Origin of the sequence: Engelhardtia mirabilis (genome assembly GCF_007748095.1) — a bacterium.
GTDB lineage: Bacteria > Planctomycetota > UBA1135 > UBA1135.
Genome location: NZ_CP036287.1, coordinates 1 through 24,712 on the forward strand (window position 1 = coordinate 1; position 24,712 = coordinate 24,712).

21 protein-coding genes are annotated in these 24,712 nt (G+C 68.2%); 9 read left to right on the plus strand and 12 right to left on the minus strand.

The genetic code is table 11. From position 1 onward, the window contains the following. Positions 1-15: 15 nt before the first annotated feature. The gene (locus Pla133_RS25715; protein WP_419195415.1) at positions 16-258 is read right to left on the minus strand and encodes a hypothetical protein; all 243 of its coding nucleotides are present in this window, start codon (positions 256-258) and stop codon (positions 16-18) included. Between Pla133_RS25715 and dnaA the strand changes: the two genes are divergently transcribed. The 4 genes from dnaA to gyrB all read left to right on the plus strand — a co-directional run bounded on the left by dnaA (position 238) and on the right by gyrB (position 6,978). Further along, on the plus strand, positions 238-1,761 hold the full coding sequence (dnaA, locus tag Pla133_RS00005; RefSeq protein WP_419191966.1) for a chromosomal replication initiator protein DnaA: 1,524 nt from the start codon (positions 238-240) through the stop codon (positions 1,759-1,761). The two genes, Pla133_RS25715 and dnaA, sit on opposite strands and share 21 nt — an antisense overlap. Before the next feature lie 1,098 nt (positions 1,762-2,859). Further along, a complete protein-coding gene (gene dnaN / locus Pla133_RS00010) occupies positions 2,860-3,963 on the plus strand; it encodes a DNA polymerase III subunit beta (RefSeq protein ID WP_145061101.1) in 1,104 nt (367 codons plus the stop codon). A gap of 82 nt (positions 3,964-4,045) precedes the next feature. Next, the gene (locus tag Pla133_RS00015) at positions 4,046-4,375 is read left to right on the plus strand and encodes a DciA family protein (protein ID WP_419191967.1); all 330 of its coding nucleotides are present in this window, start codon (positions 4,046-4,048) and stop codon (positions 4,373-4,375) included. Positions 4,376-4,545: 170 nt separating this feature from the next. Beyond that, positions 4,546-6,978: a DNA topoisomerase (ATP-hydrolyzing) subunit B gene (gyrB, locus tag Pla133_RS00020; RefSeq protein WP_145061105.1), complete on the plus strand. Its 2,433-nt coding sequence runs from the start codon at positions 4,546-4,548 to the stop codon at positions 6,976-6,978. A gap of 81 nt (positions 6,979-7,059) precedes the next feature. Here the strand turns inward: gyrB and Pla133_RS00025 are convergent, their stop codons facing one another. From Pla133_RS00025 to Pla133_RS00055, 7 genes are all read right to left on the minus strand, one after another. Then, positions 7,060-7,608 (minus strand): GspE/PulE/PilB domain-containing protein, encoded by a 549-nt coding sequence (locus Pla133_RS00025; protein WP_419191968.1) that lies wholly within the window; start codon positions 7,606-7,608, stop codon positions 7,060-7,062. 430 nt (positions 7,609-8,038) lie between these two features. After that, positions 8,039-8,617 carry a Sec-independent protein translocase subunit TatA/TatB gene (locus Pla133_RS00030; protein ID WP_419191969.1) on the minus strand — a complete coding sequence of 193 codons (579 nt, stop codon included), beginning with the start codon at positions 8,615-8,617 and terminating at the stop codon, positions 8,039-8,041. 36 nt (positions 8,618-8,653) lie between these two features. Continuing rightward, positions 8,654-10,933 (minus strand): LPS-assembly protein LptD, encoded by a 2,280-nt coding sequence (locus Pla133_RS00035; protein WP_145061111.1) that lies wholly within the window; start codon positions 10,931-10,933, stop codon positions 8,654-8,656. 131 nt (positions 10,934-11,064) lie between these two features. After that, complete coding sequence (locus tag Pla133_RS00040) at positions 11,065-13,869, minus strand: LptA/OstA family protein (protein WP_145061113.1); 2,805 nt, start codon at positions 13,867-13,869, stop codon at positions 11,065-11,067. Then, complete coding sequence (locus tag Pla133_RS00045) at positions 13,866-14,411, minus strand: KdsC family phosphatase (protein ID WP_145061116.1); 546 nt, start codon at positions 14,409-14,411, stop codon at positions 13,866-13,868. The genes Pla133_RS00040 and Pla133_RS00045 overlap by 4 nt, the downstream gene beginning before the upstream one ends. Positions 14,412-14,428: 17 nt before the next feature. Then, positions 14,429-15,460, minus strand: a complete 1,032-nt coding sequence (locus tag Pla133_RS00050) for a KpsF/GutQ family sugar-phosphate isomerase (RefSeq protein WP_145061118.1) — start codon at positions 15,458-15,460, stop codon at positions 14,429-14,431. 420 nt (positions 15,461-15,880) lie between these two features. After that, the gene (locus Pla133_RS00055; RefSeq protein WP_145061119.1) at positions 15,881-16,021 is read right to left on the minus strand and encodes a twin-arginine translocation signal domain-containing protein; all 141 of its coding nucleotides are present in this window, start codon (positions 16,019-16,021) and stop codon (positions 15,881-15,883) included. Between the two features lie 88 nt (positions 16,022-16,109). Here Pla133_RS00055 and Pla133_RS00060 point away from each other — a divergent pair, with 88 nt between their 5' ends. The 5 genes from Pla133_RS00060 to Pla133_RS00080 all read left to right on the plus strand — a co-directional run bounded on the left by Pla133_RS00060 (position 16,110) and on the right by Pla133_RS00080 (position 20,360). Next, the gene (locus Pla133_RS00060; RefSeq protein WP_419192465.1) at positions 16,110-16,385 is read left to right on the plus strand and encodes a site-2 protease family protein; all 276 of its coding nucleotides are present in this window, start codon (positions 16,110-16,112) and stop codon (positions 16,383-16,385) included. Next, entirely contained in the window at positions 16,385-17,557 is a 1,173-nt protein-coding gene (locus tag Pla133_RS00065; RefSeq protein WP_145061123.1) for a segregation and condensation protein A, read from the plus strand. Before Pla133_RS00060 ends, Pla133_RS00065 begins: the two co-directional genes overlap by 1 nt. A gap of 140 nt (positions 17,558-17,697) precedes the next feature. Further along, the gene (gene trxA / locus Pla133_RS00070; RefSeq protein ID WP_145061125.1) at positions 17,698-18,021 is read left to right on the plus strand and encodes a thioredoxin; all 324 of its coding nucleotides are present in this window, start codon (positions 17,698-17,700) and stop codon (positions 18,019-18,021) included. A 33-nt stretch (positions 18,022-18,054) separates the two neighbouring features. Next, positions 18,055-19,014, plus strand: a complete 960-nt coding sequence (gene fmt, locus Pla133_RS00075; protein WP_145061127.1) for a methionyl-tRNA formyltransferase — start codon at positions 18,055-18,057, stop codon at positions 19,012-19,014. Continuing rightward, positions 19,011-20,360 (plus strand): transcription antitermination factor NusB, encoded by a 1,350-nt coding sequence (locus Pla133_RS00080; RefSeq protein ID WP_145061129.1) that lies wholly within the window; start codon positions 19,011-19,013, stop codon positions 20,358-20,360. Before fmt ends, Pla133_RS00080 begins: the two co-directional genes overlap by 4 nt. An 87-nt stretch (positions 20,361-20,447) precedes the next feature. Here Pla133_RS00080 and Pla133_RS00085 read toward each other — a convergent pair whose 3' ends face one another. The 4 genes from Pla133_RS00085 to Pla133_RS25720 all read right to left on the minus strand — a co-directional run bounded on the left by Pla133_RS00085 (position 20,448) and on the right by Pla133_RS25720 (position 24,694). Continuing rightward, on the minus strand, positions 20,448-20,840 hold the full coding sequence (locus tag Pla133_RS00085) for a hypothetical protein (RefSeq protein WP_145061131.1): 393 nt from the start codon (positions 20,838-20,840) through the stop codon (positions 20,448-20,450). A 259-nt stretch (positions 20,841-21,099) separates the two neighbouring features. Beyond that, positions 21,100-23,673: a bifunctional serine/threonine-protein kinase/formylglycine-generating enzyme family protein gene (locus tag Pla133_RS00090; RefSeq protein WP_145061133.1), complete on the minus strand. Its 2,574-nt coding sequence runs from the start codon at positions 23,671-23,673 to the stop codon at positions 21,100-21,102. Further along, positions 23,654-24,283, minus strand: a complete 630-nt coding sequence (locus Pla133_RS00095; RefSeq protein WP_145061135.1) for an RNA polymerase sigma factor — start codon at positions 24,281-24,283, stop codon at positions 23,654-23,656. The genes Pla133_RS00090 and Pla133_RS00095 overlap by 20 nt, the downstream gene beginning before the upstream one ends. A gap of 282 nt (positions 24,284-24,565) precedes the next feature. Next, a complete protein-coding gene (locus Pla133_RS25720) occupies positions 24,566-24,694 on the minus strand; it encodes a hypothetical protein (RefSeq protein WP_419191970.1) in 129 nt (42 codons plus the stop codon). Positions 24,695-24,712: the final 18 nt, after the last annotated feature.

Consider the following 24,712-nt stretch of genomic DNA (forward strand, 5'->3'; position numbering starts at 1 on the left):
ATGCACCAAGCCAACTCATTCGAGCCGCACGCTCGCGTTCCTCAGAACGACCGACCGCGCCCCCTCCACCAAGAGACGGGCGCGGCGAGCGTGGACGGTCCCGCGCTCCGCGCCGAAGCTGCAGGCGAGCTCTCGATCGAAGGGCTTCCCGGCGGTGATCCCCACGGCGCACACGACCACGATGGCGGGCAAGTCCCCGCTCAGCACCTCGACGCGATCTGGGCCGACATCCAAGGCGTGCTCCAAACGTTCATCCAACGGGAGCAGTTCGACACGTGGTTCCGTCGCGCCGAATTGCGTGGCCTCGATGCGAAGACGGCCACGGTTGCCGTGCAGAACGGCTTCACCCGCTATTTCATCGCCAACTTCTACACCGACGTGCTCGAACGTGCGGTGAGTGAGGTCGTGGGCTCGTCGCGCGAGGTCATCTTCGAGGTCGATGCCGAGTTGACCATCACTCCCCGACGTGCCATGCCCCCGACGGGTGACGGCCCGGCGCCGCCAGCACACGCCAGCGGCGCTGCGGCCGTCCTCCCGCCCTCGCCCGAGACCCCCATCGACGGGATCCGCGCGGCATCGACGCAGAGCCGACAGCGCGGGGCCGCATCGCCGCGGCGGACCGATGGGCCCGAGCAGCCCGACCGACCGTCGACCGGTCAGACCCACACGCGCGCGTCGTTCGAAATGACCCCGGCGCCGCGCCGGCATCGCGGTCTGCTCTCCGCCAGCGACGTCGGTCTGAACCCCGGCTACCGCTTCGACGCGTTCGTGGTCGGGCCGTGCAACCGCTTCGCACACGCCGCCGCGGTGGGCGTCTCCGAGTCGCCGGGTCAGCAGTACAACCCGTTCTTCATGCACGGCAACGTGGGTCTGGGCAAGACCCACCTGATGCAGTCCCTGTGCCACGCGCTCCTGGAGCGGAATCCGGACGTCCGGATCCTGTACCTCTCCTGCGAGACGTTCGTGAATCACTTCATCAGCGCGCTCGAGAACGGCGACCTGCACGAGTTCCGCAACAAGTACCGCAACGTCGACGTGCTGGTCGTGGACGACATCCACCTGCTCGCGAACAAGGAGCGAACCCAGGAGGAGTTCTTCCACACCTTCAACACGCTCTACAACGCCGGCAAGCAGATCGTGCTCTCGTCGGACAGTCCGCCGAAGGACATCCCGACCTTGCAGGGCCGCCTGGTCTCGCGCTTCAAGTGGGGCCTCGTCACCGAGATGGAGCCGCCCTGCTACGAGACACGCATGGCGATCCTCAAGCGCAAGAGCCGCGAGCGCGGGCACGAACTCCCGGAAGAGGTCGCACGTCTGTTGGCCGAGCACATCGACACCAACATCCGCGAGCTCGAGGGCGCCGTCACCAAGGTTCTCGGCTACGCCGCCCTGGCCCAGCGACCCGTCAGCGAAGAGTTGGCGCGCGAGTGCCTCAGCGAAGTCTTCGACGCGCGGCCGAGTGCCCCGAACATGGAGGACGTGCTGCGGGTCGTCACCCAGCACTTCAGCATGCGCCTGTCGGACATCCAGTCCCGCAAGCGGACGGCGGCCATCGCCTACGCACGGCAGGTCGGCATGTACCTCGCGCGGCGCGTGACGCGCCTGTCCCTCGAGGAGATCGGCGGATACTTCGGCGGTCGCGACCACTCCACGGTGCTCTACGCGATCCAGAAGATCACACGCCTGTCGAAGACCGACGCCGAGTGCCTGTCGTCCGTCCGCGAGCTGCAGCGTCAGCTCGACTCGCCCGCGTCCCGTTGAGCCCGTTGGCTGATCGAGAGCCTGCTCTGGCCTTGGAGATCCCGGCGGTCGCCAAGGTCGGCCCTCGGGGCGGCTGAGGCCCCTGGACGGCTCCAGGCTCCCCCCACGCGGCCCCTGGGAGCCGCCAACAGGATGTCGCCGCAGTCATCCACTGGCCCCTGCCTCTCGCCCGCCCTGCCTCGCCTCAGCTCGGGTCCCACTCGCTTCCAGGCGAGCTGCGACAGTCAATCTGCCTGACTCTCTCTGGGCTCTCCCTGACCGAGCCCACCCACGGTGCGAGCGCACGGGGACGGCTGTGGTACGCCGTCCCCGCCGTTCCCCGCCGCGGCAACGGGGTTCGATCTCGATCAGCCCTGACCAAGCCTTACGCGGGCCCTTCGAGGCTCGCCATCGGCCGCGCGCCGACAGGCCCGAACAAGGCCTCGATTGGCTGCCTCCCGGGCCTGCCGGAGCCCCCTGCGAGCCGCTATGATGGGCCGACGTTAATTCAGGGGACCTCCCACGCGGTACGCCCGTCCCCCCGTCAGACAGGTCGAGCCCGAGCAACGCAGACCCCCCAACCGAGGCGCGGCTCCGGTCCAACCTGCGCTCAACGTCGAGTCCCCACTGCCGAACGCGCAACCGATCCACGCGCCACCGCCCGACACTGGATGTGAACAAGTCCGGGAGAAGACCCTGACAACCGACTCACAAGCCGCTCACGGGCTGCGCGCAAGCCGTTGACCGATCGACGATCTCTCCACTGCCGTCCACCAAACTCCGCCAGCCGCACGAAGCGGCCTTGAGAACTACCCCGGATCTCCACACTTCGTCCACGCGACTGAACAGCCCGCCGGCTGTTACCAAGGCGCCTGCGACCGATCCAAGTCTCTCGAGAAACAGTGGTTACAAGCACGACCCTGCACTCTCTCCCCGATTCGAGTCGTCCCTTATTAAGACGAAGAAGAATACAACTGCCTCCGAGCACCCCTGCGCGCGTCGGGGCCCCGGCTCCGATGGGCCGGGCCCCGCGCGAGGAAGCAGTCCGAGAGAGCGACACACCACCGTCGAACGCCTTGCGCTCGACAACAACCGCATCAGCCCCGAGACGACGAAGCGATGAAAGTCCTCTGTGACCGAGAACGCCTGCGCGAAGGCCTCGCGCTCGTGCAGAGCATCGTGCCGACCAAGAGCACGCGCCCGGCCATCGAGAACATCTACCTCGCCGCGACGGACGATGCTCTCGAGCTCGTCGGCACGGACTTGGAGGTGTCGATGCGCTACCGCCTCGACGATGTGAAAGTCGCCGAGACAGGCACCGCCCTCGTGCCAGGACGAGTGACTGCCGACTTCGTGCGCGATCTGGCTAGCGACACCGTCGAGCTGAGCACCGACGGTGAGCACCTGACCATCGTCGGTGGTGCCGACACCTGCACCCTGTCCACGACGGACCCGGACGAGTTCCCGACCGCCGCCCTCGTGCGCTTCGAGAGCACCGGCGCCCTGTCGATCCAGGGCGGCAACTTCGCCAAGTTGGTCAGCCGCACCTCCTTCGCCGCCGCGAAGGAGCAGGGACGCTACGCCATGCACGGGATCCTGACCCTGGTCGAGGACCAGGTCCTGCGCATGGTCGCCACCGACGGTCGCCGACTGGCCGTGGCCTCGACGCCCATCGACGACACCGGTGCGCCCAGGCGGGCGATCGTCCCCACCAAGGCCATGCAGGCCATGTGTCGGGTGATCGACGACACCCTCGAGCAGATCTCGCTGCAGTTCTCGGACAACCAGGTCGGCCTCAAGACCCGCGCGGCAGAGATCTTCGCGCGAGTCATCGATGGTGAATTCCCCCGCTACGCCGCGGTGATCCCCGCCGAGACGAGCAAGACCGTCGAAGCGGATGCGGACCTCATGGCCAAGAAGCTGAAGCTGGTCTCCAACGTGACCACCGCCGACGCTCGCGCCGTGAAGCTCACCGTCGCCGAGAAGACCATGTCGATCCGAGGACGGTCTTCGACCAGCGGCAAGGCCGAGTCTCAGCTCGACATCGACTACAAGGGCGAGGAGGCGGAGATCGCTTTCAACCCCGACTTCCTGCTCGACGGTCTGCGCAACTGCGAAACCGACCTCGTGCGCCTGGAGTTCAACGACCGGACCAGCCCCGGCAAGTTCACCCTGGGCGAGAACTACATCTACATCGTGATGCCGATCACGGCCGACGCCTGACGGTTGCGACAGGGCGATCCGTCCGCAGCCTGACCGACCGCAGCGTGTCGCTACCGGCACCTCGATCACTACGGAGCCTGACTTGACGAACGGAAGGCCTGGACGGGGTGGCTCCGAGCCCACGAGCTTCGGTGAGCTCCTGGGTGAGATCACCCACGCCGCCGGCCTCGATCGACCCAAGCGGACCGATCCCGTCTTCGACGCCTGGAACGAAGTGGCGGGCGTCTCGCTGGCTGCGGTCGCCCGTCCCGTCCGCTTCCGACAGGGCGAGCTTTCCATCGACGTCTCCTCTGCCAGCCACTACCACGAGCTCGTCGCCTTCCACGGCGAGGGGTTGCGCAAACGCCTCAACGAGGTCCTCGGCGACGAGCGCGTGAAGCGCCTGGTCTTCAAGCACCAAGCCGGAACCTGAACGCGGTGGATCCCGAGCCGATCGGGACCGCCTGTACCGACACCGACTGCATCGAGCCTGCCCGCTGCGTCGTCGACGCTCAGCCTGACAGCACTGTCTCTCGCTGAGCCTCGGTCGACTGGGTCTATTCCGACTGACCCCCGTCCGCCCGCGCCCAGGCGCACCCAACCATGAGCGAGTCCAAGCAACCGACCGAATACGGCGCCTCCGCAATCACCGTTCTCGAGGGGCTCGAGGCAGTTCGAGTGCGTCCGGCCATGTACATCGGTGACACCGATGTGCGCGGGGTTCACCACCTGATCTGGGAGGTCGTCGACAACTCCATCGACGAGGCCCTGGCGGGCTTTGCCACCCGTTGCGACGTGACCATCGAGGTCGACGGTTCGATCCGAGTTTCCGACGATGGGCGGGGCATCCCCACGGACATCCACGAGAAGGAGGGCATCTCGGCGGTCGAGCTGGTGCTGACCAAGCTGCACGCTGGCGGCAAGTTCGACAGTGGTGCCTACAAGGTCTCCGGCGGCCTGCACGGCGTCGGCGTCTCCTGCGTCAACGCCCTATCCGAGTGGCTCGAGGTCGAAGTCCACCAGAAGGGCAAGGTCTTCGGCATGCGCTTCCAGCGCGGCAAGCGACAGGGACAGCTCGAAGTCATCGGTGAGTCCGACAAGACCGGCACGGTGATCCGCTTCAAGCCCGACGCGACGATCTTCACCACGGTCGAATTCGAATGGGACCGGATCGCGCGGCGCATGCGCGAGACCGGCTACCTGATGGGATCCCGCGGCATCGCCCTGTTCCTGCGCGACGAGCGGACCTCCCAGGAGGAGGAGTACAACTTCCCCCAGGGTCTGGTCGCCTTCGTCGAGCACCTGAACAAGAACCGCACGGCTATCACAGCCGACGTGGTGCACTTCAGCCGTGAGGTCGAGGTCCCTGACTCCGGTGGGAACACCTACTTCGTCGAAGTCGCGCTGCAGTACAGCGACGGCTACCAGGAGTCGGTCTCGACCTTCGTCAACAACATCAACACCCACGGCGGCGGAACCCACTTGGCCGGTTTCCGCGCGGGTCTGACGAGCACCCTGAACACCTACGGCAAGAACTCGAAGCTGTTCAAGGATGACAAGGTGCCCTCCGGCGACGACTTCCGTGAGGGACTCTCGGCGGTGGTCTCGCTCTACATCAGCGATCCGCAGTTCGAGGGTCAGACCAAGGACAAGCTCGGCAACCGCGATGCCCAGGGCATCGTGCAATCCGTCGTGTCCGAAGCCCTGGGCACGTACCTCGAAGAGCATCCGCAGCAGGCCAAGTCGATCCTGCAGAAGGCCCAGCGCGCCATGCAGGCGCGCGAAGCGGCCAAGCGGGCGCGAGACCTGGTCAGGCGCAAGACGGCCTTGGCCAGCGGCAACATGCCCGGCAAGTTGGCCGACTGTCAGAGCACCGACAAGGAAGCGACCGAGATCTACCTGGTCGAGGGTGATTCGGCCGGTGGTTCCGCGAAGGAAGGTCGCGATCGGCGCTTCCAGGCGATCCTGCCGCTGAAGGGCAAGATCCTGAACGTCGAGAAGGCCACGCCGGACAAGATGCTGGCCCACTCCGAGATCCAGATCATCATCTCGGCCCTCGGTTGTGGCATCGCGGACGAGTTCGACCTCGAGAAGCTGCGCTACGGCAAGACGATCATCATGACGGACGCGGACGTGGACGGCTCCCACATCCGCACCCTGCTGTTGACGTTCTTCTTCCGCCACATGCGCGAGCTGATCGACAACGGTCGCCTCTACATCGCGCAGCCGCCGCTGTACAAGGTGACGCACAAGAAGAACGAGCGTTACTTGGCGACGGACTCGGAGCTGCGACGGCTGCTGGTCGAGTACGGCCTGGGTTCGACGGTGATCGAGGACCGGGTCGCCGGTCGGACCTTCTCGGGCCCCGAGCTGCGGGAAGTGGCCGACGACCTGCGCAAGGTCGAGGACCTCTGCGATCGACTGCTGCCCATCTGGGCCGGGGTCAACGTGCGCCAGATCATCGCTAGTTGGGACGGTGTGCAGGTCCCCGAGCATTGGGCTTCGGTCGAAGGCGTCGACCACTTCTTCGAAAACGGTCAGGAGCTGCGCAACTTCATGGAGCTGCGCAAGGGTCTCACCGATGGCGAGCTCAAGGTCTACCGCGGACCCGAGAGCAAGATCGACCGGGCCGACGCTCACGTCGCCACGCACAACCTGATCGGGTACAGCGAGCTGGCCGCCGTACTCAAGCGGCTCGAGGACCACGGATTGAAGTTCCGCGGCGGCGGAGACTGGCTGATCAGCGGCAACAAGGCCGAGCAGCAGGTTCCCGATCTCCTGAGCCTGGCGCAGGCCGTGCGCGAGGGTGCCCAGGGCGAGGTTGACATCCAGCGCTACAAGGGTCTGGGTGAGATGAACCCCGACCAGCTCTGGGAGTCGACGATGGACCCGACGCGTCGGCGCCTCTACCAGGTGCGACTCGAAGACGACATCAAGGCCGACGAGATCTTCACGATCCTGATGAGCACCGGGGTCGAGCCGCGGCGCGAGTACATCGAGCGCCACGCACTCGAAGCGACGAACCTCGACATCTGACGGCCTCGACGGTCGGTGGGAGCGGCGAAACGCCCGTGCCGGGAGCCTCGACCTTCGTCGGGGCTTCCGCGCGCGGAGGGGTCAGAGGTCTTCTTGCACCGCTGCGTCGCCGGCGTCGAAGATCCCGCCCCACTCACCACCCTCGGCCACGTCGCCGAACTCGCTGGAGAGGTCCGCCAGCGACGCCGCGGGGAGGTGGCGCTCGAGCCACGACTGGTTGCTGCCGACCGAGCCGACCAGGCCGAGGATCTTGACCTTGTGGCGGTCCTCGAGCTCCTGAAGGATCTCGGAGGGAACCATCGCCGGCATGGCGATCGTGACCAGGTCGCCGAATCGGTCCAGAGGTACCAGGCAGTACTGGCGCAGGTACTCCGAGTCGAACAGCCCGATCAGCTCCTCGTTGGGCTCGTAGAGGTCGACCGGCACGAACGCCAGGTTGAAGACCTCCGAGGCGATGCGGCACAGCTCCCAGTCCGAGAGCAGCCCCTGTCGCACGAGCAACTCGGTGAACAGAGCACCGGTCGACAGGGCTTCGTGGAGCGTGTGACGAATGGTCTCGCCGTCAATGATCTGACGGTCGCGGATACTGTCCGCCAATCGCTCGTAGTCGAGGCGCTGAGTCTGCTTCACGGGGACGCCCCCTTGGGTACAGGGGACTCCGGTCCCTTCGGTCGTCGCCCCCAGGCCCCTGAAGGAAGCTCTGTCCATTTCTCGAGACGAGGGGCGACCCCGGGACCCCCGCCGGCAAGAAGATCCGGTCTGGGGTGTAACCGGGGGCCCATCGAACCGTCCAAATCGCTGGGCCCACCCGGGCGGGTGGGGGCGGTGGTGGCCGACGACAGGGGTGTTGGCGAGTCCGAGGACAGAGGCTCCGAGGACAGAGGCTCCGAGGACAGAGGCTCCGAGGACAGAGGCGAAGGCAGAGGAGGAAGCCGAGACCAGGACCTACCTCGCGAAGCCCCTCGCCATGAAGCGCCGGGGAGGCGCCATGAGGCCCCGGGTGTTCAGGAAGCCAGGAGGCCGAGCCCCGGAGGCCAGGCCGAGTTCCCGAGCCGGGAGGCTAGGGACGGCTCGCGAGGTCGCCGTCGTCGCCGGACTCCTCGCTGGAGGAATCCTCCGAGCCCCCGTGCGGGCCGTCGTCGGGGCCACCGGGGGGCGGGACTGCCGGCTCCTCGAGCTTGTCGCCAACGCGATCGTTCGCGCGGCCCCGGTTGTCCATGTCCCGGGGATCGATCACGGTCGTGCCCCCTTGGGGGCCGTTGGGATCGAGGATGCCGCGCTCAATGCCTCGGCCGGCGGGGTCTTCGAGGCCCCCGGGCAGGTCGCCTCGAGTTCCCGATGCGGCGCTTCGGCCCACGGCGCCGCCGGAGCTGGGGGGCTGGATACGCGGTGCGGCGGGGTCTCGTTCCGCGGAGAACTTGGCGTCGTGGATGGCGGACTCGAAGTTACGCCGCGCCCTACGCATCTCCTCGTCGATGCCGGTCTCGCGTTTGAGGTCGTTGAAGGCACGCCGGGCCTGCTGGACTCGCCCGGCGACTTGGCCGGCGACCTCGGGCAGGCGGCGCCCGAAGATCAGGACCGCGACCACGGCGATCAAGAGCAGCTCGGTCGGGTTGATGTTCTGGATGAACGCGAGCACGGCGGTCACATGCTATCCGGCTGGGGGGGCGCCAGGTCAGTCGGCGAATTCGCCCGAGGGCAACAGGACGGGCGGGCGGCGTCTGGCAGTGATCGCCGGGGAGAGGCTGATGCCGAAGGAGGTCCCGCCCTCGCCGGAGCGCTTGTAGACGAAGAACTCGACCACCATGTCGTGGCCGTAGCGGCGGATCGTCCCGCGCGCGCTCAGGGACTTCGAGCCCTGCAACTCGAGGGTCTGGCGGGCTTCGAACTCCCACTTCGGGGTGAAGCGGTAGAGGGCGCCAAAGGTCGCCGCCTCGAAGACCTTCTGGTTGCTCGGCGGATCATCGCGGGCCATGGTGAAGCCAGCCTCGATGTCGAGCAGCTCGATCGGGCTGAACTTGAGCCTGGTGCGCGAGTACTCGGTCAAGCTCGACGCGAGGTCGTAGCGTCCGTCGTGGATCACGGCCACGGGCACCGGACCGAGCTTGGTCGTCATGCCCGCCAAGACGTCGACGGACTGCCAACTCGGGCCCTCGACGTCGGGTGAGTCGAACACTCGCCGCGATCGCACCTCAGCGTCGAGGTTGAAGGGAAATCGAGCCGCTTCGAGCCGCGCCCGCAGTCCAACGTCAAGGAAGGTGCCCTCGATCGGCTGCTCGAGCTCATCGATCGGGATCAGCGACCCGCCCCCGTCGGCCACCGCGACGTCGCGGCTGACGCCGATCGTCGGCGCGAACTCGGCGAGCCCACCCTGACGGCTACGCTTCCAGAGGTTGGACGTCAGCTTGGCGCCGACGATCAGGGCGCTGCGCGAGGGCGCATCGCCGTCGTCGGCCGCGTCGGTCCAGGCCGCGCCTTGGATGTCGGCGTAGGGAATCAGCCGGGCCGCCCCCTGCGCGACCGGGATCGGAAGCTCGAAACGGTGGGTCATGGCGACCCGCGCCGTCTCCTTCTCGCCGAACCCGTCGGTGAATCCGACCTCGTACTCGGGGTCGCCCTCGAGTCGCCGGTACCAGCCCGAGCTGGCCTGGGAACTCCAGACCAGGGGCGCGGCGGCCACGTGACCGATGGTCGTGCGCTGGCGGGCGTACAGCGCCTCGGGCAACTCCTCCACGTCCGTGCGCCAATTGTCGACCAGGACCGAAGCGCTCGCGCTGGCGTAGTTGGCGCCCCAGGCCTTACGCCAGTGGACGTAGGTCTCGCGTTGTTCGAACTGCAGATAGTCCTTCTCGAAGAACTCGGCCTGGACCCCCGGATCGCTCTGCTTGGAGACGACCACGTCGATCCACTCGCCGGGATCGATGTTGAATCGGCCGCGGGTTCGGAACCAGGTCCGCAGGGTCTCGCGATCGGCCTCGTCGACCCGCACCAACCCGCGGTCCTCGGCGCCGTCGGGGATGATCCCGAAGTTGGTGTCGATGCGGTAGTGGCCCTCGGACTGCAGGCGCAGGCCCAGGTCGAGCAGCAGGCCGCGCGAGCCCAGGTAGGAAGCATCGACCCTGAACTTGGCCCGGAAGTTGTCGGGATCACCAGACAACCAACGGTTCACGCCGCGGCCGAACTCACGCAGGTCCCTTGCGTAGCCCACACCTACCGTCGGACCGTAGCGCGCCGAGTCCCCCACCGTCAGGTTCCGCAATGCCGGCTCGCCGTCCTCGTCCGCCACGTAGTTGATCGGCGGCAGGGGCAGGGTCAAGCGGTCCGCGATCCGCAGGCGGTTGCCCTTGAGGCTCACGCGCCAGGGGTACTCCGGATCGCCGGTGGGCGCCATCCGCAGCTCGTCGGTGCGCAGGTAGTAGTGCGGGACCTCGTGCTCGCAGGTGGTGATCTGCGCGTTGTCGGACCGCAGGGAACCGTCCGAGCTGATCCGCAGCCAGTCCGCGCGAACCTTGAACACGAAGCGGCTGCCGCCGATCTTTTCACGCACATGGATCCGGCCCTCTGAAACCCAGCCGTGGCCATCGATGCGGTCCACGTACAGGGCGCCGGCCGAAGCCACTCGCTGGCCCCCCTGGTAGAACTCGACCGGCCCCTCCAGGTAGAGCTCGCGTACGGAGGACAACTCCGGCCGCTTCAGCATGTCGCCGAAGCTAGTCTGGGCCACCGGGCCCTCCTGCCCCTGCTCCACCGCAGCCGGGGCGCCGACCCTCAGGTCGCCTGGCTGTTGCGGGTTCCACAACTCGCCCCCATCCCGGTCGAGCCAGGCGATGGCCCAGGTGGCGTGGACCTCGCGATCGTCGTAGCGAAAGACGGGCGATTGCATGACCACCAACCGCGCATCGCCGTCGAGCAGGTTGCGCGTGTAGTCGTAGGTGATCGGCGGGAGACCGACCACGGCCGGATCCTGCTGGACGGGGCCTCGGGCGAAGGCGGACGTCCCCGTTGTGGCGGCGAGCGTCGCCGCTAGGGCCACGAGCCGACCCGACCGCGGTGCTGCGCCACGGCCTCTGGCCTGGTGGTGGGCGATCACCGCTGTGGCCTCTGCTTCCCGCCGATGCCGTCCGCCCACCCGGTGCCTCCCGGACCGGACTCGATCAAGTACTCACGCGCGTCGATCTTGAACCACTCGGCTTCCGAGCGGAGGCCGCCAGGTTGTTGGATGATTGCCGGCCGGCCCAAGAGGTGAATCACGCCGGACCAGGTGCGGGCGGTCAAGCGATCACCCTCGGCAGTGGGTCCATCCGAGAACGCCAGTCGCACCGCGCCATCGGCCACCATCCGCGCCAGGCGCGGCTTGGACGGGTCGCTGGATGGATCGCCGATGAAGTCGGCCTCGTTCGCACGCAGGGTCCAGGTGGATCCGCTCGGCATGCGCCCGACGAAGGTCACGTTGCCCTTGAAGGACAACTTCTCCGGTCGCGCGACCAAGCGCGCGGCGGTGGCCTTGAGCCCGTCGAGGGGCGACGGCTCGAGGCCGGCGTCGGGCATGTCCAGCACGAGATTCGGCCGGTCGGCGATCAATCCATCGGGGGCGAACTGCAAGGCCAGGGCCTCGAGTGCAAAGGGGCGACCTGTGCCTGGCAGGCGCCCCTCGGCCAGGACGATGCCGTCCTCGCCAGGGTCGAGGGTGCCGACGCCGCCTTCGAGCAGCACCAGGCGTCCGCCCTGCGCGGTCAGCTCGGGAGTGCCCAGGCTCTCCAGGTGCACGTGACCCTCGGCCACCAACTCACCCTGCGAGTCCTGGCCCACGCCTTCCTCGAGGGCCTCGCCGTCGCGGGCGTAGAGCAAGCCGTCGAGCTGGTCCGAGTGCAGTTCGTAGTCGCCGTAGGCGCCGCGCGTGATCGCCTCGACCGACCCGGTGACCCGCAGCTCGGTCATGACCAAGTCGGGTTCCCCCACCGGCACCCGCAGGATCCTCAGGGCGTCGCCCGACAGGTCGAAGTGCGAGCCGCTCTGGTCCAAGCTCGCGCTCACCGCACCGGCGGCGTTCAACTCGGTCCGCCCCAAGCTCTGGACGGTCGTGTCGCGGTCGAAGTCGCCCAGGATCTCCACGCGCCCGGCCAGGACGCGACCGGTGAGGTCATCGAGGGTGAGCTCGGCGTCCACGTCGCCTTCGGCCAGGATGCGCCCTGGGACGCGCGTGATCTGATGGGCAAGCACCTCCCCGCGGTCGGAGACGTAGACCACCCGTTGCTCGCCGCCGGAGCTGATCGTGATGTCGTCGATGCCCTTGGCCACGACCTTCTCGCCCCGCAGCAAGTCGCCCCGAGTGATCAACTCCACGCTGCCGTCGGCGACGAAGTCGAGGGTCTCGGGGTCGAAGCCGGTCAGGTGGTCGGCGCTGGCAGCGACCGGCGGGTCGGAGAGCAGGCTCAGGGCGATGCGGCCGGCCGAGGGCACGGTCCAGCGATCCTCGCGGGCCTCGAAGGTCAGGCTCTCGTAGGCGATCAGCTTCAACTCCTCGCCCTCGCGCGTGACGCCGGTGACCTCACTCTCGCCCAGGGTCGTGACCTCCAGTCGCTCGGCGTCGATCTTGCCGTCGAGTTCCAGGGTCTTCAGGGTCCAGCCGGCGAAGTGCACCTCGACCCCCGACCAGGCCCGGAAGCTGGCCGGAAGGTCGTCGGTGGCCGGCCTTCCGGCGAGGCCGCCGGCAGCCCACAGCTCCGTGTCGCGCCAATCGAGCTGCGCCGGCCCGGCCACCGTGACGGAGACATCGGGCGAGAGGGTCAGGTCCATGGAACTCTCGCCCCAGACCCGCAGGATCTCCGGCTCACCGGCTGGCCCGGCACCCTCGGTCGGCGGCTCGAGCGCCAGGTGGGCCTCGGGTCCGCCGGTCAGGCGCGCCGACCCCAGCCGACCATCGGGGGACATCTGGAAGTCCACCCGCTGGCCCTGGAAGCGGTGGCCATCCATTCGCAGGGTGCTCTCGCCCTCGGCGAAGAGGGACTCGAAGACCAGGGCCTCGTCCTCTTCGGTGTCCGCGTCCGCATCCGCGGTGCCCTCGGTCGTGTCGGCGTGGCCGACGATCTCGATCCGGCGCGCGTCCAAGGACAAGGCGTCGTCACCCTCCACCACCAACAGGGCGCGCCGCTGGGCAACGACCTTGAGCCGAGTCTCGTCGCTCGGGTCGAAGCGCTCGATCAACATCGGACCCGAGCTGACCAGCCGCCCGCGACCGTTGGGACCGGCCACGACGGTGCAGCGCGCGTCGCTCGCGAACTCGATTCGCCCAGTGCTCAGGTCCAGGTCGAGGGCCGAGCCCTCGGCGTCGAGCCCGCTGCCCTTCACCAGGGCCCGCGTAGTCGTCGTGAAGCGGCTCCGTTCGAGGTCTCCCACCAGGTGGTCGGAGGTCATCACCAGCGGCACCAACCGCGATCCCCGCACCAGCTTGACCTCCACGTCCTCGAAGGAGATCTGGTTCGAGAGGCTCGGCTCGACGCCACCGTCGTCGGATTCCAACCGCGTGCGACCCCGCGCCGCCGTCAGCAGGACCGTCAGCTCCCCGTCGTCTTCGTCGAACAGTTCGAGCACCAGGTCCTCGAGCACCACCGAGCCGTCGTCGCTGGTCTCCGAGTCCTGGGCCACGAGCCGGTAGAGCGGGACGCCGCGGCCGCCGAGCGGCACGTAGCTGCTGAACACCGTGGCCCCGCTGAGCAGCAGCCTGGCAGCGCCGAACTCCTCTCCTGTGACCACGGCGCCGCTGCGGCCGCGCTCGGGGAACGAGCGCTGGGGTTTGGACCAATCAGCCACGAGCTCGACCCCGAAGAACTGCCTGAGGGCCAGCAGGCCCCCGCCGAACAGCAGCAGGAAGGCGATCGTTCGACGGATCACCGGGTGTACCGTCCGACGATGGCCGGCCACTCGCCGCGGGCCTTCAGGAGAGCCTCGCAGACCTCCCGCGCGGCTCCGCGACCACCGGGCAGGCTGCAGGGCAGGTTGGCTCGCTCGATCAACTCGGGCGCGGCGTCCACCGGGCAGGCCCGCACGGCGGCCCCCGCGAAGAGCGCCAGGTCGGGCAGGTCGTCCCCCATGGCCAGGGTCGCCTCGGGGCCGACGCCCGCGCGACGCTGAACCTGTGCCAGGACCTCGGCCTTGCCCCCCCGACGCAGGTGCACGTGCGTCACGCCGAGCTCCGCGGCCCGTCGCTCGGTGGCCGCACAGCCCCTACCACTGATCCAGGCCAGCTCGATCCCCGCTTGACGCAGCCACACCAGGCCCTGGCCGTCTCGCACCGAGAAGGACTGCAGCTCGGTCCCATCGCCGTAGACCACGGAGCCATCGGTCAGGGTTCCGTCCACGTCGAAGACTGCGAGCCGCACCCCGGCCAGGGTGCGTCGCAACTCGGGTTCCAGTTCGGGATCCGTGGCGGTCAAGGGAAGGGCTCGACAGGTCAGAGGCGCAGGTCGAGCACGTCCTGGACGTCCAGGAGGCCGACCGGGCGACGGTCGTCGTCGAGCACCGGAAGCTGGTCGACCTTGTATTCGTGGATCAAGTGCATAGCTTCTTCCACCAGCTGGTCGGGGTGGACCGACTTGGGGTTGCGACCCATATGGGCTGCAATGGGCTCCGCTCCCGGAGGCCCTCCAGCGGCCAAGAGCAAGCGCCTGAGGTCCCCATCAGTGAAGATGCCGACCATTTGTCCCTCATCTCCAACCACCAAAGTGGCCCCCGGGTGGCGGCCAGGGACTTGACTCGCCAGCTCGAGCGCCTCGGACAGGGTCGCCGACTCCTTGATGAGTGGAAGTTGATCCCCCGAGCGCATGACTTCCGCCACGCGCAGCAGCTTGCGGCCCAGGGCCCCGGCCGGGTGGAAGCGGGCGTAATCCTCGCGGCTGAAGCCACGCGCCTTGGCCACCACCATCGCCAGGGCGTCGCCGATGGCCATCATCGCCGAGGTGCTGGCCGTGGGCGCCAGCCCCAAGGGGCAGGCCTCCCCCACCGGGCCCAACTCGAGCACACAGTCCGAGCGCTGCCCCAAGGTCGACTCGCGGCTCTCGGTGATCGCCACCAGGTTGGCGCCGATGCGCCGCGCCGCCGGGATCAGGGCCTTGATCTCCGCCGTCTCGCCCGAGTTCGACAGGGCCACGACGACGTCGTCGGCGCGGATTCGCCCCAGGTCACCGTGCAGGGCCTCGCCCGGGTGCAGGGTCAAGCTGGGCGTGCCGGTCGAGGCCATGGTGGCGGAGAGCTTGGCGCCAACCAGGCCGGCCTTGCCCATGCCCGTCACCACGACCATCCCCTTGCAGCCCAGGATCAAGTGCACGGCTTGGACGAAGTCGGAGCCGAGGCGATCGGTGAGCCGCGTGATGGCCTCGGCCTCGGTACGGATCACCTCGGCGGCGTGGGCCAACAGATCCGCTGCCGCCCGCGACCCGTGGTCGGGATGGTTGGATCCGGGCTCCTGCTGACGGGCCTCGTGCATGGTGGTCGTTCCTCGCAAGCGTCCTCGTGCGGCCTGGCGCCGGGCAATTTACGGGCTGCGGGGCTCTCGCTCGACGACCACCCGTGCCAAAGACTCGGGGCGACTCGCCGGTCCCATCGACGGGGGTCGTGGGACCGCCGTCGCCCGCGCGCTAACCTGCTCACGCGCCCGGCCCAGGTTCGGCGCCCAGACCCTCAACGTGGCAACCCTCTCCATCCATCTCGCCGGCGCCCTCGACCCCCTGGGGCCGGTCGCGTTCATCTCCCAGAGGCTGCGCGACTACCCGGCCGGACTGGTCGTGGTGATCGCGGCGCTGGTGCTGTCCCTGGCCTTCCACGAGGCCGCCCACGCCTGGACCGCCCACGCCTTGGGCGACGACACCGCCAAGCGCATGGGTCGCCTGACCCTGAACCCGATCGCTCACATCGACCTGGTCAACACGATCCTGCTGCCGGCCGTGATGATCGCGACCATGGGTTGGATCTTCGGTGGCGCGAAGCCGGTCCCGGTCAATCCGGCGAACTTCAAGAACCCCCTGCGGGACAACGCGATCGTCGCCATCGCCGGCCCGGCCTCCAACCTGCTGTTGGCCTTCCTGACGATGATCGCGCTCCACGGGGTCCTGAAGTCGGGGGCCTGGGAGGGCAAGATGCTGCCGGACCTGTTGGCCGCGATCGTCGGTTTCAACGTCCTGCTGGCGGTCTTCAACCTGGTTCCGATCCCCCCCCTCGACGGCTCGCGGGTGGTGACCTGGCTGCTGCCCCGCGACGCGCGCCACCTGTACGGAGCGATCGAGCAGTATGGGATCCTCGTGATCTTCGGCCTGATCCTGTTCGTGCGCCCGTTCCAGGTCGCGCTGTGGAACACGCTCAATTTCGTGGAGTCTTTCCTCTACGAACTCGTGACGCTGTGGGGGCTGTGGTGATGCTCGAGGGCACCGACAAGCCCGAGGACGACGAGCTTCGAACGCAAGAGGCGTCGGAGGCAGAGGCCAGCGGGGGAGCGGAGTCGACGTCGGAAGCGTCGGTGAGGGACGATGTCGCCCAGGGTGAGGTCGTCGACGCGGTAGAGGCTGGCAATGCTGCGGAAGCGGCGCATCCGGGCGATGCGGGCAGTTCGGATGAGTCTGCCGCCACCGCTCCCGCCGCGGATTCTCCGGCCGATTCCACCCCTGCGGACACCGCGGCCTCGGCTGCAACGCCGGCGGCAGCCACCGCCAGCGCCGAGCAGGGTCACGACTACACGGTGCGCCTCGAGCGCGTCTTCTCGGGCCCCATGGACCTCTTGCTGCATCTGGTGCGCGAGCAGGAGGTGGAGATCCACGAGATCGAGATCCACACGATCGTGGGGGACTACCTCGGCTACCTGAGAGCCCTCTCGCAGGTGGACATCGAGTCCGCCGGGGACTTCGTCGTGATGGCCGCCACGTTGATGGCGATCAAGTCGCGCTCGCTGCTGCCCAAGGAGGAGCTGGACCTGGAGGCCGAGCTCGATCCGCGCGACGAGTTGATCCAGCGCCTGGTCGAGTACCGCCGCTTCCGCCAGTCCTCCGAGCTGCTCGAGGCGCGTTGGGTCGATCGCAACCTGCTGCACTCGCGCGGCTGGACCGGCGAGCTGGCCCGCTCGCGCGTGGAGCCGACCCTCGACCTGGGCGAGGTCACCGTCTTCGACCTGCTCGCGATCTGGTCGCGCCTGCAGCGTGAGACCCTGGCCAACAGCCCGCACCGGATCGCCGGCGACCCGCACCCGATGCGCTTCTACGTCGACCGTTTGGTCGATCGACTGCGTTCCGACGGCGGCTTCTCGCTGCGGCGCATGGTCGAGTCGGGCTACGACGAGCCCGCCACCCGCGAGCACCTGGTGGGGTCCTTCTGCGCGATCCTCGAGCTGGTCAAGTTGGGCGTGGCCAGCGTGATCCAGGAGAGCACGGCCGGGGACATCGACATTCGCATGCGCGACGACCTGGAGGCCCCGATCGAGGACCTCCTGGCCGGGGTCGAGTTCGAGGAGCTCGACGAGGCCCGCGCCGCCTCGGCCGAGGCCGAGCTGGCCGCTGCCGGGATCGAACTGCCCGGCGAGGGCGCCGACGCCCCCTGAGTCCGGTCCCAGTCCTGCCAGATCGCCGTACTCCCCTGACCGGTTCGAGTCCCGGGGCCCGCCGTGGACCCCGCCCGCCAGATAGACTCTGCGGCCCGAACCCGACTCCGAACCCTTCGAGAGCCCTACCGGTACCCACCATGAGCAACGCAGCCGACGTCACCGACGCCCAGTGGAAAGAGACCGTCCTCGACAGCGAGACTCCCGTCCTGGTCGATTTCTGGGCCGAGTGGTGCCAGCCCTGCAAGGCCATGAGCGAGCCCATCGATCGGCTCGCCGCGCAGTTCGGCGATCGCCTGCGGGTGGTCAAGATCAACATCGACGAGAACCCCAAGACGCCGGCCGAGTACGGCGTGATGAGCATCCCGACCTTCCTGGTCGTCAAGGGTGGCAAGGAAGTCGGCCTGACCCGCGGCGTCCAGCCCTTCGACAAGCTGGTCGAGCTCGTCGAGCAGCACCTCTAGGCCCCGCGGCTCCGTCCCGCTCGGCACTGCGTCTTGACCGCTCCCATCCGCGTCGTCTTCTTCGGCTCGCCACCCTTCGCGACACCGATCGTCGAGCGGCTCTTGTCCAGTGAGCACCGCCCCGTGGCGGTGGTGACGCCGCCCGATCGACCCGCCGGCCGCGGGCGCGCCGCCCAGAGCTCGCCTGTCGCGGTCCTGACCGACGCCGCTGGAGTCGAGCTGCTGCGGCCGGAGTCGACGCGCGAGATGGAACTCCGCGCGCGCCTGCGCGCCCTGGACGCCGACGTCTTCCTGGTGGCGAGCTACGGCGAGCTGTTCGACCAGGAGCTGCTCGCGATGCCCGCCCGCGCCTGCCTGAACGTGCACGGCTCCCTGCTGCCGCGCTGGCGCGGCGCGGCCCCGGTCCAAGCGGCGATTCTGGCCGGAGACTCGGTGACGGGCGTGAGTGTCCAACGCATGGTCCGCGGTCTCGACGCCGGCGACGTGCTGCTGTCGCGCGAGACCCCGATCGGTCCCGAGACCACCGGGGGCGAGCTCTTCGACCGCTTGGCGCACCTCGGGGCGGACGCGGCCATCGCGGCCCTGGACCTGATCGCGGCCGGGGACGCGCACTTCACGCCCCAGGACCCCGAGGCGGTCACGCGCTGTCGCAAGCTGGACAAGCGCTCCGGGGTGCTCGATTGGAGCGACGACGCCGCGGCCCTGGAGCGGCGCGTGCGCGCCATGAATCCACGCCCCGGTGCCCGCACGACCCTGGCGGACGGTCGGGTGCTCGGCGTCAAGCGAGCGGCGGTGGTGGGGGGCTCGAGCGGTGCCCCTGGCACGCCCGACCCCGCAGCCCTGGACCAGGGGCGCCTAGTGATCCACGCCGGCCGCGGTGCGCTGGAACTGCTCGAGGTGCAACCGGCCGGCAAGCGTCCGATGCTCGCCGCCGACTTCCTGCGCGGCGCGCGGATCGACCCCGAAGTCCCCCTGGGCCAGGAGCAAGAGTGACCCGACGCGACGACGACCCCGGCTTCAAGGTGCGACTCGCGGCCTGGGAAGTGATGCGCTACGGCGGCACCGCGCCCCTGCGCGAGCTGAATCGCATCGCCGCGCAGCACGAGCTGGAGGACCGCGACCGGGCCCTGCTTCGCAACCTGGTGGCGACCACCTACCGGCGCCTCGGCACCCTGCGCGCCCTGGTCGACCAGTTCGCCCAGCGCAAGCCCAAGCCGGAGGTGGCGACCGCCCTGCACCTGGGCCTGGCTCAGCTCTTCTTCCTCGACCGCGTTCCCGACCACGCCGCCGTCTCGTCCACGGTCGACGCCACCAACGCTGTGCTCGACATCGCCCGCGGCCGCTTCGTGAACGCGGTGCTGCGCAGCGCCATTCGCGCCCGACGCGAGGGTCACTGCGGCGATCCGCGCCGCGACATCCCGCTGACCAACTGGCACCTGGACGAGCCGTTCATGCGCGATCCCCAGGGCGCGAATCCGCTCCTGTGGGTGACCGACGCCCTGTCGATCCCGTCCTCCCTGGCCAAGGCCTGGGCCAACCGCTTCGGCGACGAGACCATGCGTCGCTTGGCCACCGACGCCCTGCGTGAGCCGCCCCTGTCGGTGCAGGTACTCGACGAGGACCTCGAGTCGGTGCTGATCGAGCTGCAGACGGACGATCTCGAGCCCCTTGCGGTGGGCGGCCACTCGCTGTTGTTCGCGCCCGAGGCGACGGGGGCGATCGTCGCCAGCGACCTCTTCCAGCGCGGAGCGATCACGATCCAGGGGGCCACCGCCGCCCGGGCCGCGGCCCTGGTCGGAGCCGCCGAAGGCGAGCGCATCCTCGACCTCTGCGCGGCACCGGGGGGCAAGACCGCCGTGATGGCCGCGGCCGGTGCGCACGTCGTGGCCTGCGACGTGGATGAGTCGAAGCTCGAGCGCCTGGCGTCGACCGTCGCGCGCTTCGGACTGACCGAGCGCGTCGAACTGTGCCTCACGGACGGCACCTCGTCGTTGGGGGAGTCCGGCTTCGACGCGGTGCTGATCGACGCGCCCTGCTCGAACACCGGCGTGCTCGCAGCGCGGCCGGAAGCGCGCTGGCGCTATGGCCCCAAGACCATGCGCGATCTGCGCGAGCTCCAGGCGCGGCTCCTGCGCGAGGGGGCCGAGCGGGTCCGTCCCGGCGGTCGCCTGGTGTGGTCGACCTGCAGCCTCGAGCCCTCCGAGAACGTGGGTCAGGTCAAGGGCTTCCTCTCCGAGCGCAAGGACTGGCAGCTCGAGGAGAGCTTCGAGTCGCTCCCCGATCTGACCGACGGCCCGGCGGATGGCGGCTGGGCGGCGCGCCTGCGCCACTCGGGCTGAGTCTCGACGGGCTGTGGCCATCAGGCCCAACGGATCGGGCCGCCGCGCTCCTCCATCGCGGCGGCCCGTTCGCTGGTCGGCCCGGGGTCAGCTGTAGACGACCTCGCCCGCTTCCACCCGCGCTTGCAAGGCCTTGGCGGAGACCGGCTCGATCTCGGTCCAGACCTCGACGACCACGGTGACCGTGGCCGCGTTCTTGGTCACCTTCATCGGCGTCATGTCACAGCAGACCCAGATGATCCGACCGGTCTCGTAGTCGAATTCCTCGCGGTAGATCGTCGACGATTGGCCGTCGGTCACCGTGCCGGCGCCGATCACACCGGTCAGTAGGCTCTTGATCAGCCCGTAGCCCTGCTTCGGATCGGCGATCGAACTCAGGAAGGGCCCGATCGCGCAACCTACCTGGAGCATCAAGGGTTCAGTGAGCTTGGCAGGGTCCGAGGTATCGGCTGCGAGGCAGCGGACAAGGAGTTTGCTCATGGCGTGGGGGAGTCGTCCAAGGGCCGCAATCGGCCCGACGTGATGAGAGCCGCGGACGGAATCCCGCTCGAAGTCGCGAGCTCCGCAGCCCAGCGGGCCGCACCGGGTTCGGTGTAGGGGCCGCCGCCGACACGAACGGCAAACAATCGTCGGTCGCCGGGACGATTCCCCTAGCATTGGGCCCAGTCGTTAGTTGATTCCCAGATCGCGCTTCATTCGACTCCCCGATACCGGGCGAGCGGGTGCAATCGGTCTCGGCCTACTCGAAACGGCGGAACGTCGAACTCTCGAGTTCCGCCCGCGTGGCACGCGTCAGCGCCAGCCGGAACGTCTGCCCGGCCAGTCCCCTGTAGGCCACGCGTGGTTCGGGGATCTGGGCTGCATCGACAGATTCTCCCGCCATGCAGGCGACATCAGCCCATTTGATGAAGTCTGACCGGAGAGCGCCCAATCGACCTCCTGAGGTTGATTCGACTCCGTCCTTCTTGAACTTGCTCCAAAGGAAGTACTGAGCCATGTCGATAGCACCCGGAGCCGCAGGCAGGTTGCAAACCCATTCACCGTTGGCCCAGATCGTCGATGGAAACAGGTCTTCTCGTCCGCGCTCACCGACAATTTCTAGCTCTTCCGAACTCGGAAGTCGGCATCCGTACCAGGCCGCGAAGTCATTGGCCTGGTCCCAACTGACGAAGGCTTCAAGATCGTCGTTCGGAGCCCGCCCCACGTCGGCTGGCACCTCCCTGCCTGACTCCTCGCAATAGCGCTTGTAGCGGCCCGCGGTAACCGTCTCCGTGACCTGAAAGGACGGCACTCCGAAGTACAGCCGCCGTAGATCGGGAGGGTCCGAGCGCAAGTTGAACCATTGGGTGCGCTCGCCCCCTTCAAATGCCGTCCATTCGAACTCGCCGTCCGATACCGTCCTGAACCCGATTCCGTCTCTGGACTTGCCGGTGCCGCGGTGAGGGAACTCGATCTCGCCCAGCAGTGGCGCGTCCACTGCGTCACTCTCGAATTTGCGTAGCCGGTAGTAGGCCGGCACGGCCGCGTCGTAGGGGTCGACCGCGACGTACTCGAAGGCGTTGCTCGACCACGAAGGCAGCTCGGGCCTTCGATCTCTGAATGGAGCGGGAGACACCATCTCCACGCGATGATCCGAAACCAGCGAGCCGAGCCAAGGAAGCGGACCCTGACGTGTCAGCTCCGAGACCCCTTCGTCAGAGAGAATGTCCTCGAGATCGAGGAAGAGTTGAAGCCAACGAGCCTTGCGATCGAGGCTCATTCCCTTCTTCTCCGATGGCAAGTAGATCGCATTCACATCCGTTCGCAGCTCTCGTGCGCGGCTTCGGATCGAGTCCAAGACCGACTGCACGGCGCCATCACCCAGCCAAGGGTTCGCGATCGATGTTGTCGCCACCTGAAGACTGTTCAGCTCGGAGGCCGATTCGCGCATGGACTCCAGACTCGGCTCCCAGGCCACGACGTCGACCCGTCTCTCGAGCGCCGACGCCTCTGCGCGCCGCACGAGCATCGCGAGGGTCACGAACAGCGCACCGGCGGCAGCAGCGAACCACGGCAGTTTGCGGCGGTGCTCGCGCCACAGCCGGCGTGCCGACTCGACCGCGCCCGGTGCGCCGATCGACACCGGCCGCCCGTCAAGCACCGCCCGCAGGTCGGATGCCAGGTCGTGGACGGTGGTGTGGCGATCTTCCGGGCGCTTGGCGAGCGCGGCTCGCAGCACGCGGTCGAGGGTGATCGGCGCAGTGGGGGAGGCCCGCAGCACCGATGGGACCTCGTCCTTCTCGATCGCCGTCAGCATCTCGCCGACGGTCGGACGCTCGAACGGGCGCTCGAGGGTCGCGAGTTCGTAGGTCAACGTGGCGAGCGAGTACAGGTCGCTGGAGGGATCCGCGCCGGTGCGCTTCTGGCCCAGTTGCTCCGGCGCCAAGTAGGCCGGCGTGCCGTGCAGTCCGCCGGTGAGACCCATGCGCTGCTCGAACTGGCTGGCGGTGTTGTGGGCCAGGCCCAGGTCCACCAAGCAGGGCCGACCCTGGGCGTCGAAGACCACGTTGGCCGGCTTCAGGTCGCGGTGCAGCACGCCACGGTCGTGGCAGTAGGCCAGGGCCTCGGCGATCTCCGCCGCGCACTCGAGCCGCGCCCGCTGTGACGACAGACGCTCGACCAGGACTTCGAGTGAGGCGTCACCGTTGCCCAGGGGCCCGACGGTCACGGGCGCGCCGCGCAGTCGATCGAGCACCCGCTCCAGGTTCGGCCCCGGTAGGAACGCCATGGTCAGGAACGGCCGCGGGCCGAGGTTGACGTCGTAGACGCGAACGACCCCCGGATGGTCGAGCTGAGCCAGTGCGGCGGCTTCGCGCTGCAACGCCTCGCGTGAGTCGTCGTCGACCTCCACCCGCTTGAGCGCCACGTCGACCCCCAGGTGGGTGTCATGGGCCAAGTGGACCGTCGCCTGGCGGGTGCGCCCCAGTCGGCTCAGAATCCGATAGCGCCCGGCGACCAGATCCTCGGCGTCGGCCGTTGTCTGGGGTGGGCCGTCCGGAGAGTCCGCAGTTGGCGCGCTCGGCTCCGCCTCGACACCGCCTGCTCCAGGCCCTTGCTGCTGCCCGGCGATCAGCATCGTCGTCTCGTCGACGGCACGCTGGGTAAAACCGCGCAAGGCCAGCCCGAGCCTGCGCAGCTCCAGGTCGATCGAAAGCTGCACCTCGAGGTCGTCATCGCTGACGACGTTCAGCAGCTCATTCGCGGCGCTCTCGCGATCGCCTGCGTCCAGGTAGCTCGCCAGATGCCGCTCTCGCTCAGCTCGTTGAATGGCCACGGTTGAGTCGTTGAAGGTGTTCGAGGGACCTGGCGTAGCGGTCCTTCACAGTCGATTCACTGATTCCGAGAGCCATTGCGATCGCCGCGAAGCTCTGCTCCTCGAGGGTGTGGCGGATCACGATTTCCCGCTCTGCATCCTTCAGGGCCGAGATCTGCAGCAGAAGTCGGGCCCAGGCCTCTACGCGCTCCACGACTTGCTCCGGATCCGCGCTCTTCTCGCCGTCGGCAATGGCCGGAAAGACCTCGTCGCCGCGGCATTCGCGGCGCACATCCCGCCGCTGGGCCGTGTGCTCTCGGGTCATGTCGGTCAACGCGTTTCGAAGCAGCGCGTGCAGCCACGCCCGTGCGCTGCCGGGTGCGCGCGGTTCGAACGCGGCGGCCTTCTGTGCAGCCCGCGCCAGACCGATCTGGATCAGGTCATGAGTGTCGACCCGACTGCGGAGTTCATTCGGCATGCGGCCGTGGAACAGTCGCATCAAGGAAGGCTGCAAGTAAGCCACCAACTGTGACCAGGCTTCGTCGTCCCCGTCGCGGGCACGAACAAACAACTGCTCCGTGTGACCGACCGGTTGTTCCCTGCGTGCTACTTGTTCTATCTCTTCAGCCAAGTCTCTTTACCGTCGACAATTGCCTCCCGCTGATCCCCATCGCGATCCCGAGCTGGGGAACAGATGAACTCGCCGTCAGAGACGGGCGCACAGCGCGGCGCCAGCCGATGGTCGAGCCCAGTAGGTGCGAGACTAACCTCACGGATCCAAAGGTGTTGGCCCGTGGGAAGCTGTTGTTGAAACCTCGCAGTTGCTCACACGAAGAGCGCGATCGAGTCGTTACCAACGAAGAAAGCCCGCCGGGACGCGAGTTCCCGGCGGCCATGCCTTTGGAGCTTCGAGTCAGGCCGATCGACCGCTGATGAGCTCCTCCAGACGGGCGATGCGGCGTCGGATCTCCTCCGGGGCAAGGGCCAGGGAGGCCAGGATCAGCAGCTCCGAGGTGGACTTGGCATCGAGCCAGGGATCCAACTCCGAGTCCGAAGGAAA